This window comes from Flavobacterium magnesitis (genome assembly GCF_041729735.1).
Lineage (GTDB): Bacteria > Bacteroidota > Bacteroidia > Flavobacteriales > Flavobacteriaceae > Flavobacterium > Flavobacterium magnesitis.
In genome coordinates, this window is record NZ_JBCFQK010000002.1 from 164,242 (window position 1) to 179,485 (window position 15,244).

The following is a 15,244-nucleotide window of genomic DNA, read 5'->3' on the forward strand; positions in this document are numbered from 1 at the left end:
AAAAATTATGAAAAATACCTATTTATATATTTTCTGTTTGAGTTTATTGTCTCTAGGTTCTTGTAGTTTGGATACAGAACCTTTGGTACAACAAACAGACACAAATTTTTACAAAACTACAGAAGATGCTTATTCAGCATTAGTAGGTTGTTATGACGGTTTGCAAGTAGCTACCGGAGCAGCTGGTTTAGGAGTTCCTGTAATAAGCGAAGTAATGTCAGACAATTGTTTTGGTGGAACAGGTAATTCAGATGGATATAATTATGCAGCCATTGATGAGTTTGATATAAGTCGTTCTCCTGCGGATGTTGATTTGCTAAATGGAAATTGGATTGCTTATTATAAAGCGCTTTATCGTTGCAATATTTTCTTGTCTAAAATGGATCAAATTGATTGGAAAGATGATACCGTTTTAAGAAATACATACGAATCAGAAACTAAGTTTATCAGAGCCTATTTGTATTTCGAAATGGTGCGTTTGTGGGGAAATATTCCGTTATTAACAGAGGCTTCTTCTGAAAATATTCCGCAAGCCGATCCCGTTGAGGTTTATAAAGTAATAGCCGAAGATTTAGTGTTTGCTTCGAATAATTTACCATCAGCAGGATACACTTCTACAAACAGTGGACGTATTACAAAATGGGCTGCCAAATCATTATTAGCACGTGTTTATTTGTATTATACTGGATATTACGGTGCAACTGATTTAGTAGGAGTAGTAAACAAAGCACAAGCTTTAGGACACCTGGAAGATGTTATTTCATCTAGTGGACATGGCTTAGTGGATGATTTTGCCACTTTATGGCCAGCTGCTTCGGTAGAAGCGTATGCGGGAGAAAGTAATAAAGAAATTGTATTCTCAATAAAATACACTTATACTAGTGATTATGATGGCAATACCGATGGAAATCATTGGTTGGTTATGTTCGGAATGAGAGAGTTTTCATCTTATCCTTACGGACGCGGATGGGGAGTGACTGTAAATTCAAAATTATGGGATGCTTACAATGCGAATGATACAAGACGAGTGGCAACGATGATTGGAATTGATGAAGAAAACATTGATTTTGAAAAAATAAACAGCCAAAGAGAATATACAGGATATTACAACAAAAAATACACGCCAATGGTTGACGTAGATGGAGTGGATTTACCACTTACTTTAGGTAGTCAATTTTGGGATATCAGTCAATTTCAAGATTATGTGGTTATAAGATATGCTGATGTTTTATTAATGGCTGCCGAATTAGAAAGTGGAAATGCTCAGACTTATTTTGATGATGTAAGAAGAAGAGCTTACAAAGAGAATTTTACCTCTTTACCAGTAAATAAGGATAATATTTTAAAAGAAAGACATTTAGAATTTGCTCTTGAAGGCGTTAGATATTGGGATTTATTACGTCAGGGTATTGGTACCGCTTCTTCAACAATTGCTGAAACTACTACTTTATTAAACGGAGGTGTGGCAGGAACAAAAACCATTCAGGCAGCTAAAATTCAGGCTACAAAAGGATTACAGCAAATTCCTAATACTCAGATTACATTGTCTAATAATGTATTAAAACAAAATGCTGGTTGGTAATTTTAACTAAAATTGAAAGAAAAATGAAAAATATAAAATTATTAATGACGTCATTTTTGATGTTAGCAATGCTAGTATCATCGTGTTCACCTGACACCTATTCTTTAGACGCAGTAACTGATAAATCAGATATTCAATATGATATTGTTCAGGATTTTTCAGCAGATTCCGGAGGAAATACAGTAATAATGACCAATAAAACACCTGGTGTGGTGCTTACTTGGGATTACGTAACAGGCAAATCAAGCAAAGCTTCGCAAACCGTGAAATATGCTTTTAAAGGAGATTACACCATAAAAATTTCTGCGGTAACTGGTGGTGGAATTGTAGAACTAGATCCAGTAACAATTAGCGTTACAGACGATAATTTGAATTATGTTAATGATCCTCTTTGGACAGCATTGTCAGGAGGAGTGGGCGAAAAAAAATCATGGGTGCTTGATAATGGTAGGTATGGTATGGCACCAGGTGCAATGTCTTTTGCAGATCCAAGTTCAGTGGTAGAATGGGGTAACTTTACTCCAAACTGGGAACCTGAAGGAAATGCTATTTCCAGTACAGATGCTGATATGCATTGGGGTAGATACATGACATTTAGCCTTGATGGAGGGCCTTTTATGACTATCCATGAAACAAATGGAACTACTATTGAAAATGGAAACTATTTCTTAGATATTAATGCGCATACTTTAACTACTACGGGAGCAACTATATTAAGACCAGATAACTATATTGCTAATGCAAATAACTGGAATAATGAAATAAAAGTATTAACTCTTACTGAAAACCAGCTTAGAATTGCCATAATGAGAACTAATAGCGAAGGCCCATGGTGGTATATATGGAACTTTGTTTCTAAAGAATATGCAGATAATTATGTTCCTCCAGTTACAGCTCCTGTTTATGACGAAGGTTTCAATCCGACTTTTGCTCCAGGAGAATTGTTGACTATGCTAACTGGTGGAACAGGTGCAGGAAGAGTTTGGAATTTAGATGGAAAAGGTAATCCTATCGACTGGATTGGAAAAGGAAAAGGTTGGACTACTGATGCTTCCAGTTCTTACAATTGGGGATGGAATGACGATTGGACAGCCGTTGCAAATAATTCATGGATTCGTTTTGATCAATGGGGAGGAAAATTGAATTATACCCGAAGTCAAAATGGTGTGGTGACTTCTGGAATTTTCACCATAAATACAGAAACAAGTGAAATTAATTTAGGAAGTGAAACACTACTTCATAGTGGAGATAGCTGGATGAATCCAACTACAAATGTGATTAAAGTTGTGAAAGCTTTTAATACTGATTATCTTCAAAAAGGGATTTGGTTTGGAACTTCATACGATGCTAGTAAGGAAGAATGGTTTGTTTTCCATTACATTATTCCTTAAAGTGATAAATTAACTAAGTTTATAAATAACCTAGAAGTAGTTTTACTATTTCTAGGTTGTTTTAAAAATCATTCTATGTCTCAACTAACTTCATATCAAAAAATAACATTACTGTTTGTCTGTTTTCTTTTAATGTTAGCATGCGAAACATCACGTGATCAAAAATTCAATGATCGAAAAGTTTCTTTCAATTCAGATTGGAGTTTTTACCTGAATGATAGTATAAAAGATAATGATACCATTGGAACTGCAACTCAATGGAGAACTTTAAACGTTCCTCATGATTGGAGTATTGAAGGAAAATTTGATAAAAAAAGTCCCGCAGGATATGGAGGCGGAGCCTTAAATGGCGGTCTAGGTTGGTACAAAAAAACATTCAAAGTGGCTGTAGAAGACAGCACAAAAATAACATCAATCATTTTTGATGGTGTTTACAAAAACAGTGAAGTTTGGATAAACGGACATTATTTAGGAAAACGCCCCAACGGATATATCGGTTTTCAATATGATATGACTCCGTATTTAAAATATGGAGAAAACAACAACGAAATAATTGTAAAGGTTGACAATTCAAAACAACCCAATTCACGCTGGTATTCTGGATCAGGAATTTTTAGAAATGTCTGGTTAGAAACTACCGATAAATTACACGTAGCACAATGGGGAACGTATATTACGACTCCAAAAGTTTCTGCCGAAAAAGCTTCAGTAGAAATTGAAATAAGAATTAAAAATCAATATGCTGCTTCTAAAAAGGCAACAGTTACAACAACAATTTTTAAAGAAGATACTAAAGTAACTTCGGTTACTCAAGATATAACTATTGGAGGAAATTCGAATCAAACCATAAAACAAAATACTGAAGTGGAAACCCCAATTTTATGGTCAGTGGAAACTCCAGAATTGTACACAGCTGTTACAGAAATTTCGCTTGACAATAAAATCATCGATCAATACAAAACCAATTTCGGAATCAGGGATTTTAAATTTGATACTGAGAAAGGATTTATTTTAAACGGAAAACAGGTAAAAATAAAAGGAGTTTGCCTGCATCACGATTTAGGTCCGCTTGGTGCTGCAATTAATACGCGCGCTATCGAACGTCAATTAGAGATTATGAAAGAGATGGGTGTGAATGGAATTAGAACCACACACAATCCGCCTGCTCCAGAACTTTTAGATTTATGCGATAAAATGGGGTTCATTGTTATGGATGAAGCTTTCGATATGTGGAAGCAGACCAAAACCAAATACGATTACGGAAATGACTGGGACAAATGGCACAAGAAAGATTTAGTAGATCAATTGCTTCGTGACCGAAATCATCCTAGTATTTTTATATGGAGCATTGGAAATGAAATCCCGGAACAATGGAATGAAACTGGAGTTACAATTGCCAAAGAATTAGTGGCGATAACACGTCAGTACGATAAAACACGTCCGATTACAGCCGCAATGAATCCACCGGTAAATATGAATATTGATGACGTAACTTTACAATTCGAGAAAAATAATGTTCAGTTTAATGCCATTGCAAAATCGGGTGTTTTGGATCTTATCGGATATAATTATGCCCATCAAACCTATGAGCATCATCAAAAAAACTTTCCCAATACCCCTTTTATTGCAACCGAAACAACTTCAGGTTTGCAAACCCGCGGTTATTATGACTCGGTTTCGGATACCATAAAAAAATGGCCAGTAAGATGGGATCTTAAATTTACAGAAGGAAACCCTGATAATACGGTATCTGCTTACGATCAGGTTCAAACGCCTTGGGGATCCACCCACGAAGCAACATGGAAAGTGATTAAAAAGTATGATTTCCTTTCCGGAATGTACATCTGGACTGGTTTCGATTATATCGGTGAACCAACTCCGTACGAATGGCCATCAATTAGTTCGTACTTTGGAATTGTTGATTTGGCCGGTTTCCCAAAAGATGTCTATTATATGTACCAAAGCGAATGGACAGACAAAACTGTTCTGCATATTTTTCCACATTGGAACTGGAAAGCCGGGCAAACTGTTGATGTTTGGGCATACTACAATAATGCGGATGAAGTTGAACTTTTCCTTAACGGAAAATCAGTCGGAGTTCGTAGCAAAAAAGGCGATGATTTACATGTAATGTGGCGTATTCCTTTTCAAGCTGGAACACTAAAAGCTGTTTCTCGTAAAAATGGAAAAGTAGTTTTAGAAAAGGAAATCAAAACCGCTGGAAATCCAGCTTTATTAAAACTAACTGCTGACAGAAATAGCATTACTGCCGATGGAAATGATTTGTCTTTTATAACAGTTGATATAATGGATGCTAAAAATGTTTTAGTACCAACAGCAAACAATGAAATTTCATTTTCGCTAAAAGGAAATGGAAAAATCGTAGGAGTTTGCAGCGGTGATCCGGTAAGTCACGAATCGTACAAAGGATCAAAACATACTGCGTTAAGCGGAAAATGTTTAGTGGTTATTCAAGCAGGAAATCAAGCGGATAATTTAGAGTTAACCGCTAATGCCAAAGGACTACAATCCAAAACAATTACTATTACAACTAAATAAAATAAAAACTCAAAAAATGAAAAAGTTACAGTTAGCATCACTATCATTATTTGTTGGTTTGTTGTGGACACCAAAAGCGTCGGCACAAATTCAAAACGCTGAGATACTAAATGCACCTATCGATATTAGTAAAGATTTTGAGAACTATCTCAACACTTTTTATTTTGCCGATGAGCTAACAAAATTTGATCCTCAAACAGGAAAAGGAACCGTAAAATATTTACGCTATAATTATAAAACACGTCAGGCATTTAATAATATGTTAATGAAGCCAGACACCATTGCAGCGAATGAATTCCCTGCAACGGAATATGCAGCCAAACCAGAATTACCGTTTGAAATTCAGTTTGTGTCCGATCGTACTTTGCGTATCAAAATGACTTCTGGACCACAATTTCGTCCACAAAAAGAATCTTTAATGTTGGTGGATGGTGTAGCTCCAAATCATCCTGAATTATGGAAATCTTCTAAAATTGAAGGAGGTTATCAGTTTATAAGCAAACACGGAAAAGTGGAGATTTTAACCAAACCCTGGCACGTGAAAATTTATGACGAAAACGGAAAGTTGCTAACAAGCACCTTGCATAATTCGGATTTTGAAAATTCCTACACACCTGCTTTACCCTTTTCTTTTGTTCGAAGAAACAGCGATTATTCCAGAAGTATGGGAGCTGCTTTCAGCTTAGAACCAGATGAAAAAATATTTGGTTGTGGGGAATCATTTACGCAGTTCAATAAACGCGGTCAAAAGGTCGTTTTATGGACTGATGATGCAAATGGTATTCAGAATGAAACCATGTACAAACCGATTCCTTTCTATATGAGTAGTCGTGGGTATGGTGTTTTTATGCATCATTCAACTCCAATTACTGTTGATTTTGGAAAATATTTTGGTAGTGCTAACGAAATGTATATTGGTGATGATGAAGCCGATTTGTTTTTCTTTATTGGAGAACCAAAAGATATTTTGGATGAATACACTAATCTTACTGGAAAAGCTGCGATGCCGCCACTTTGGTCTTTCGGATTCTGGATGAGTCGTATTACCTATTTCTCTGAAAAAGAAGGTCGTGAAGTAGCTAAAAATCTACGAAAATATAAAATTCCAACAGATGTAATCCATTTTGATACAGGCTGGTTTGATGTGGATTGGAGAAACAATTATGAATTTGCAAAAGCACGTTTTGGTGATCCGGTTAAAATGATGGCTGATATGAAAGAAGATGGCTTTCAGGTTTGCTTGTGGCAATTGCCTTATTTTACTCCAAAAAACACCTTGTTTAATGAAATCATGGATAAAAATCTAGCAGTTAGAGACCGTAAAGGAAACTTACCTTATGAAGATGCAGTTTTAGATTTCTCAAACCCGGAAACAGTTTCCTGGTATCAGGCTAAATTGAAACATTTGTTTGACCAAGGGGTAAGTGTATTCAAAGTTGATTTTGGAGAAGCTGCTCCTGCTGAAGGAATTTATCATTCAGGAAGAACAGGTTTTTATGAACACAATTTATACCCGCTTCGTTATAATAAAGCGGTTGCCGAAATTACACAGAAAGAAAAAGGATATACTTTAATCTGGGCCAGAAGTACCTGGGCAGGATCTCAGCGTTACCCTTTGCATTGGGGTGGGGATGCTGAAACATCTGACGGAGCAATGTCTGCCGAATTACGTGGCGGATTGTCATTAGGTTTAAGTGGTTTTAGTTTTTGGAGCCATGATGTGGGTGGATTTGTGACCAAGTCACCTGAGAATTTATACAACAGATGGACACCATTCGGGATGCTAACATCTCACGTAAGAAGCCACGGAGAGCCACCAACAGAACCATGGCTGTATAGTAAAGAATTTTTGGAAAGCTTTAGAAGAGCTGATAATATGCGTTATGAATTAATGCCCTATATCTATGCTCAGGCTAAGGAAAGTTCAGAAAAAGGATTACCTATGTTGCGTGCTTTGTTTGTAGAATACCCTCAGGATGCCGGTTCATGGTTGGTTGATAACGAATATTTATTTGGCTCAAGCATGCTGGTTGCACCTTTGTTTGAAGATGTAACAGAAAGAGATGTTTATCTTCCGGCAGGAACATGGATAGACTACCAGACTAAAAAAGTATACGAAGGAGGATGGCATAAAATCAAAGCGGGAGAAATTCCAATTATCGTTTTAGTGAAAGATGGAACTGCCATTCCTCATATTGCATTGGCGCAATCGACAAAAGATATGGATTGGAGTACATTAACCTTAAAAGTATTTGCAACCGACAAAACTAATTTGGCTACAGCCAAAGTGTTTTTACCAAACGGAGATGATGTTCAGGAAATTACAGTTACTAAAAATGGTAATAATGTAGAAGTTGCTCCAAATGCTTTAAGTACAAAAACCACTTTTAAAACGGAGTGGACAAAATAAAAAATGAGCCATAGATTAAAAGAAATTAAAAATTAAAATCTGCCAGATCTGCAGAATCTGCGTGAAAATAAAATTCTTTTAATCTGGGCAAAAAATATAATTCCAAAAAAACATGAAAAACTATCTAATTCTCCCAGCTATATTGTTTTCAATAACATTTGGCTACAGTCAGAAAAACAAAAATGATTACGAACTGGCTTCGCCAAACGGACAGAATAAAATCAAATTCGAATTAGTGAAAAATGCTCCTAAATATGCTGTTTCACACGGAAAAACGGAAGTGATTACACCATCTGACATGGGATTTTTATTAAAAGGAAATGAAAATTTAAGTACGGATTTTGAAATCAAAAATGTAAAAACCACTTCATTTGATGAAACCTGGGAACAGGTTTGGGGGGAAAAGAAAAAGATCAGAAACAACTACAATCAATTGGTAGTTGAATTACAGCAAAAAGGTAAAAACAAACGCAAATTGGAGATTCAGTTTCGTGCGTTTGATGACGGAGTAGCGTTTCGATATGTGTATCCAAAGCAAAATGTGAAAGACAGTATTTTCATTATGGATGAAAAAACGACTTTTAACTTAAAAGAAGATGGAAAAGCCTGGTGGATTCCGGCATATCGTGAAAATCGCTACGAATATTTATATGAAAATTCTCCGGTAAGTACTTTAGATACCGTTCACACGCCATTGACTATTGAGGATAAAAGCGGATTGAAATTGAGTTTTCATGAAGCAAACCTGATTGATTTTGCGAGTATGACTTTGGTTAATACTACGGGAACTCAACTGAAATCTGATTTAGTGCCGTGGGCTGATGGTATAAAAGTTCGTGTAAAAGACACTTTTACGTCTTCCTGGAGAACCATTCAAATTGGAGAAAATGCAGGAGAATTGATCGATTCGTATTTAGTTTTAAATTTAAATGAACCGAATAAACTGGGAAATCCATCTTATGTAAAACCATATAAATATTTCGGAATCTGGTGGGGAATGCATATTGGAAAATATACTTTCTGGGAAAGCGACAAACAAGGCGCAACAACCAAAAATGCTGAAGAATATATTGATTTTACAGCAAAAGAAGGTTTCCATCATCTATTGATTGAAGGCTGGAACAAAGGCTGGACACCTGCCTGGTATGAAAACCACATGCACATGTTTAGCTTTACAAAAAGTGCCGATAACTTTGATTTAGAAAAAGTCGTGGAATACGGTAACAAAAAAGGTGTAGAACTTATTGGTTACCATGAAACAGGATCTAATTTGATTAATTATTTAAAGCAGATTGATGAAGGTTTTGCTTTATACAAAAAATTAGGAATTCATACAGTGAAAATCGGTCACGTAGGTTCTAAATTAAATATGAAAGAATGGCATCACGGACAATTTGGTGTTAATTACTTTAGATATGTTTTAGAGAAAGCAGCCAAATATGATTTAGCAGTCTTCTATCACGAACCAATAAAAGATACGGGAGAACGCAGAACCTATCCAAATATGCTGGCCAGAGAAGCAGCTCGTGGTCAGGAATACAATGCCTGGAGCGAAGGAAACCCGCCAAATCATGCTGTTATCTTACCATTTACAAGAATGTTGTCCGGACCAATGGAATATACGCCTGGAGTTTTGGATGTAGAAATCAAACAAGGCTATCCCGGGAAAAGAGTACACGGAACTACAGCACAGCAATTGGCGATGTACGTAGTGTATTATTCGCCAATCCAAATGTTGGCCGATCTTCCTGAGAATTATGTAGGTGTTCCTTCTATGCAGTTTCTAAAAGATGTCCCTACAGATTGGGCTGATACTAAGGTATTGAATGCCGAAATTGGAGAATACCTGACTACAGTTCGTAAAGATCAAAATAGTGCCGATTGGTATTTAGGAAGTATGACGAATGAAAAAGCCAGAGATTTAGAAGTTTCATTATCATTCTTAGATCCTAATGCCACTTACGAAGCTCAGATTTACGCTGATGCTGAAGGGACTGATGAAACACATAATCCAGAATCAGTAGCGATTTCTAAGAAAACGGTTAAAGCTTCAGATACCATGCAATTGCATTTAGGAGGAGCTGGTGGAACTGCCATTCGATTCAAAAAATTGTAATTTGAATGATGCGATAGAAAAGTTGCGTCTACTTCGATTTAAAAAAACAAACCAATTGGTCTTATTAGCGAGAAGATTCGCAACAATAAACTAAAACTAAAAAATCTATTAGCATGAAAAATAAAATTATATGTCTATCCGCTGCATTTGCATTTCTGGCATTTGCATCTTGTAAAAATTCGGTAAAAGACACTGGTTCTAATTCCGTACAAAAAGAAGAATACGTAGGGAAAGAAATAGGAAATCAATTTGACGCTGAGATTGATAAACTGGTTTCTCAAATGACATTAGAGGAAAAAATAGGCATGCTGCATGGTAATAGTATGTTTACTAGCGGAGGCGTAAAACGCTTAGGTATTCCTGAATTGAAAATGGCTGATGGACCATTAGGAGTTCGTGAAGAAATTTCTCGTGATAGCTGGGCTCCTGCGGGATTAACAAATGATTTTGCTACTTATTATCCTGCTGCGGGTGCTTTGGCTGCTACTTTTAATCAGGAAATGGCTTATACTTTCGGGAATAGCGTTGGCCAAGAATTACGTGCCAGAGATAAAGATATGTTGCTTTCGCCAGCTATCAATATTGTGAGAACGCCACTTGGAGGAAGAACGTATGAATACATGACGGAAGATCCTTTTTTAAATAAAAAATTAACAGTACCAATGGTTGTTGGCTTGCAGGATAATGATGTAATGGCTTGTGTAAAACATTTCGCGGCTAATAATCAGGAAACCAATCGTGATTTTGTTGATGTTCAAATTGATGAACGTACGCTTCGCGAAATTTATCTTCCTGCTTTTGAAGCTTCTGTGAAAGAAGGGAAGGCATATAGTATTATGGGAGCTTACAACAAATTCAGAGGCGAATATTTATGTGAGAACGATTATATGCTCAACAAAATCCTTCGTGATGAATGGGGATTTGAGGGAGTTGTAGTTTCAGATTGGGCTGCGGTTCATTCTACAGTAAAATCATTAAAAAGTGGTTTGGATATCGAAATGGGAACTCCAAAACCGTTCAATGAATTTTACTTAGCAGATAAATTAATCGGAGCAGCGAAGAACAAAGAAATCTCTGAAACAGAAATTGACAAACACGTAAAGAGAATTTTGAAAGTTTTGTTCCAAGTAAAAGCAATGGGAGGAAAAGAGCGTATAAAAGGTAGTTTGGCTACAGAAGCACACTATCAAGATGCGTATAAAATTGCAGCAGAATCGATTGTTTTATTGAAAAATGAGAACAATGCATTGCCATTAAAATTAGACGGAGTGAAATCTATTGCTGTTATTGGAAACAATGCCACTAAGAAAAATGCTTTAGGTGGATTTGGTGCAGGTGTAAAAACCAAAAGAGAAATTACTCCTTTGGACGGATTGAAAAATAGATTGCCAAGTTCAATTAAAATCAATTATGCCGAAGGATATTTAGAACGATATGAAGAAAAAAACAAAGGGAATTTAGGAAATATTACATCAACAGGTCCTGTAACAATCGACCAATTAGACCCAACCAAATTACAAGAAGCTATCGAGACAGCTAAAAATTCAGATATTGCCATTGTTTTTGCGGGTTCCAACCGTGATTATGAAACCGAAGCATCAGATAGAAGAGATTTACACTTGCCATTTGGACAAGAAGAATTAATAAAGAAAGTTGTAGCGGTTAATCCAAGAACTATTATTGTAATGGTTGCCGGAGCTCCTTTTGATTTAAATCAAGTACAGAAAGAAACTTCGGCTTTGGTTTGGACTTGGTTTAATGGTTCTGAAGGCGGAAATGCTTTGGCAGACGTATTATTAGGAAAAGTAAATCCATCGGGAAAATTACCTTGGACCATGCCAGTAAACTTAAAAGATTCTCCTGCACACGCCACCAATAGTTTCCCTGGTGATAAAGTGGTTAACTATGCCGAAGGGATTTTGGTGGGTTATCGTTGGTTTGATACCAAAAAAATAGAGCCTCTTTATCCATTTGGATATGGATTGTCATACACAACTTTTGCTTTCGAAAATGGGAAAACGGATAAAACGGAATATGCTTTAGAAGAAACGATTTCAATTTCATTGGATGTGAAAAACACAGGAAAAGTGGATGGTAAAGAAGTAGTTCAGGTATATGTTTCAAAACCAAATTCTAAAGTAGAAAGAGCTGCTCAGGAATTAAAAGGCTTTAAAAAAGTAATGGTTAAAGCAGGAAATTCAGAAAAAATAAGTATCCAAATTCCAGTTAAAGAATTAGCGTATTATGATGTAACTTCTAAAAAATGGGTTGTAGAATCTGGGAAATATACTTTGAAACTTGGAAATTCTTCTCGCTCTATTATGCAAGATATTGCTGTAAATGTTCAATAAATCCAGTAAAATCAGTACTAATTTTAAAATATTTAAAATGAAAAAAAACATGAGATTAAATATGGTTTTTGTTGTTGTAAGTTTTGTTTTATTTGCTTTCACTGCCTGTAGTAATGATTCGTCAGAAAAAGAGGAAACCATGGGGAACTTGCTTACCGCCAGTGTTGCTGAAATTGATCTTGATGCTGGAGGAGGTGGAACCAATGTAACTATTGAAACCACGGCTGATTCTTGGACTTTAACAAACACAGGCTCTTCCTGGGCTAAAGTAAGTAAGGTTTTGGGTTATAAAGGAGCAACAATTATACAAGTTACCGCATTAGAAAACACAACTGGAGTTACTCGAACAGCCAATTTGACGATTATTGCAGATAATACCGAAGAAGTTAAAATCACCGTTTCTCAACTTTCGAAAGAAGTTGAGGTTCCTGGATTGTTTCCGAGTTATAATGTAAATCCTATTGCTGCTGATGCTTCAGGAATGAGTAGTACTGCTGTACAATTGGCTGCTAAAATTAAATTGGGATGGAATATTGGAAATGCGCTGGAAGCTACAGGTGGGGAAACCGCTTGGGGTAATCCTAAGACAACTAAAGCTTTGATTGATTTAGTAAAAGCCAATGGTTTTAATGCAATCCGAATTCCGTGTTCTTGGAATCAAAATTTATCAAACTCTAATAAAGCTGAAATTAGTACTGTTTGGTTAAACCGGGTAAAAGAGGTAGTACAATATTGTATTGATAATGAGATGTACGTTTTAATTAATATCCATTGGGATGGCGGCTGGTTAGAAAACAATGTTACAGAAGAGCAGAAAGAGGCAAATAATGCTAAACAAAAAGCTTTTTGGGAACAAATTGCTACCCATTTTAGAGAATTTGATGAACATTTACTGTTTGCTAGTGCAAATGAACCTAATGTTGAAGATGCAACTCAAATGACTGTTTTAACATCTTATCATCAAACATTTATAGATGCCGTTCGATCTACAGGAGGAAAAAATGCTTACCGTACATTAGTGATTCAAGGCCCAACTACCGATATTGAAAAAACAAAAGAATTGATGACGATATTGCCTATAGATACAGTGACGAATCGAATGATGGTAGAAGTTCATTATTATGGGCCTTGGACTTTTGCGGGTTTAACCAAAGATGAATCCTGGGGTAAAATGTTTTATTATTGGGGAACAGGTTTTCATTCAACAACTGATGTGGAGCGAAATGCAACCTATGGAGAAGAAGCTGATTTGGAAAAAAATTTCAAACTAATGAAAACCCAATTTGTCGATAAAGGGATTCCGGTTTTATTGGGAGAATTTGGAGCAATCAGAAGAACAACTTTAACGGGAGATGATTTGATTTTACATTTAGCTTCAAGAGCCTATTATTTAAAAACAGTGGTAAAACAAGCTAAAGCTAATGGTTTATTACCTTTTTATTGGGATGAAGGAAGTACCGGAAATAATGGTTTCGGAATTTTCAAAAGAAGCGATAACACTGTTTTTGATGCTCAGGCATTAAATGCATTGCTGGACGGATTGAAATAGAAATTAATAATATACTTATAACACAGTTTGGATAAATAGTTTTTTGTCCAAACTGTGTTTTTTTATGATCATTGATTTATTCCAAAAACGATTTTAATTCATATCTGTATTCCGAAGCATTTTTTCCAGTAAATTCTTTGAATGATTTATTAAAATGACTAAAATTATTGAAACCACTTTCAAAAGCAATTGCCGTTATGCTGATGGGTTTTTCAGCTAATAATTTGCAAGCATGAACCAATCTGTAATCGTTTACGAATTTGGTAAAGGTTTTATGGGTTATTTTTTTAAAATATCTGCAGAAAGAAGGTACGGTCATGCTGACTTTATTAGCAATGTCTTCTAAACGAATAGGTTCTTTGAAATGGTCTTTTACATAATTAAAAATAGAATTGATTCTTTCATTGTCCTGAACGTGCATTTCCATTCGGAAACCTTCGGCGTTTAGAACCGTAGCGTCTTCGGTGGCTAATTCTAATTCATTCAAGATTTCGATAATACTTAATAATCTTTCAAATGGAGTTTTGTCTTCCATTTTTCCAATTTTCTTCCCAATCTTTCTTTTGGTTTTTCCACCAAAAGTAATTCCTGATTTGGCTTGTTGTAATAAATCCTTAATATTTCGCATTTCAGGAATCTCAAAAAAATGTTCTCCAAGGAAATCAGGTCTCATTTGGATTACAATTTCGTTTTTATTTCCCGTTAGTTCATCGGTAAAGCCACAATGCGGTAAATTACTGCCTATTAAAGTCAAATCGCCATTAGTATAATAGGAAATATGACTTCCTACCTGGCGTTTTCCTGCTCCACCATTTACATAAATCAATTCTATTTCTGGATGATAATGCCAAAAATGAGAATTGTAATTAATGTCATATTTGGTTAATGTGAACGAACTTCCAAAAGAAGGTTCTATGATTTTAAGAGTTGGTAGGTTTGATTTCATTTTGTTGGTTTTAGTTGGTTACACTAAATTAACAAAAAATATGTAATATTAACTATACTAAATTGCAGCGTTTTAGTATGAGGTAAAATAGCATACAAAATACAGAATTAATATTTTCAGTTATTGTATTTTATAAATGAGTCTTAGATTGTAATCATCCGCTCAAAGGAAGTATTCATCATGCTAATGAAAATAAATCTCTAGTGAGAATTTCATTAAGCGATTTTTTACAAGTTATGATTTGAAAATAATTTTGATGTTTTTTGAATAAAAATCTTAAAATTATTTTTTTGGCACGGATTATGATAAATAAACTATGGTTAGAAATTTGCTATTAGTT

General features: G+C 35.4%; 8 protein-coding genes. 7 read left to right on the plus strand and 1 reads right to left on the minus strand.

Features of this window, described 5'->3' with window-relative positions:
* Positions 1-7 precede the first annotated feature (7 nt).
* From AAGV33_RS02530 to AAGV33_RS02560, 7 genes are all read left to right on the plus strand, one after another.
* Complete coding sequence (locus tag AAGV33_RS02530; protein WP_373390345.1) at positions 8-1,582, plus strand: RagB/SusD family nutrient uptake outer membrane protein; 1,575 nt, start codon at positions 8-10, stop codon at positions 1,580-1,582.
* A gap of 23 nt (positions 1,583-1,605) precedes the next feature.
* Positions 1,606-2,973, plus strand: a complete 1,368-nt coding sequence (locus AAGV33_RS02535; protein WP_373390346.1) for a hypothetical protein — start codon at positions 1,606-1,608, stop codon at positions 2,971-2,973.
* Positions 2,974-3,048: 75 nt separating this feature from the next.
* The gene (locus AAGV33_RS02540) at positions 3,049-5,532 is read left to right on the plus strand and encodes a glycoside hydrolase family 2 TIM barrel-domain containing protein (protein ID WP_373390347.1); all 2,484 of its coding nucleotides are present in this window, start codon (positions 3,049-3,051) and stop codon (positions 5,530-5,532) included.
* 16 nt (positions 5,533-5,548) lie between these two features.
* The gene (locus tag AAGV33_RS02545; protein ID WP_373390348.1) at positions 5,549-7,942 is read left to right on the plus strand and encodes a glycoside hydrolase family 31 protein; all 2,394 of its coding nucleotides are present in this window, start codon (positions 5,549-5,551) and stop codon (positions 7,940-7,942) included.
* Positions 7,943-8,054: 112 nt separating this feature from the next.
* The gene (locus AAGV33_RS02550) at positions 8,055-10,058 is read left to right on the plus strand and encodes a glycoside hydrolase family 97 protein (protein ID WP_373390349.1); all 2,004 of its coding nucleotides are present in this window, start codon (positions 8,055-8,057) and stop codon (positions 10,056-10,058) included.
* 113 nt (positions 10,059-10,171) lie between these two features.
* Positions 10,172-12,409: a glycoside hydrolase family 3 C-terminal domain-containing protein gene (locus AAGV33_RS02555; RefSeq protein ID WP_373390351.1), complete on the plus strand. Its 2,238-nt coding sequence runs from the start codon at positions 10,172-10,174 to the stop codon at positions 12,407-12,409.
* Positions 12,410-12,446: 37 nt separating this feature from the next.
* Positions 12,447-13,958, plus strand: coding sequence for a cellulase family glycosylhydrolase (locus tag AAGV33_RS02560; protein WP_373390352.1), 1,512 nt, complete (start codon positions 12,447-12,449; stop codon positions 13,956-13,958).
* A gap of 76 nt (positions 13,959-14,034) precedes the next feature.
* Here AAGV33_RS02560 and AAGV33_RS02565 read toward each other — a convergent pair whose 3' ends face one another.
* Positions 14,035-14,904, minus strand: a complete 870-nt coding sequence (locus AAGV33_RS02565) for an AraC family transcriptional regulator (protein WP_373390353.1) — start codon at positions 14,902-14,904, stop codon at positions 14,035-14,037.
* Between the last annotated feature and the right edge of the window lie 340 nt (positions 14,905-15,244).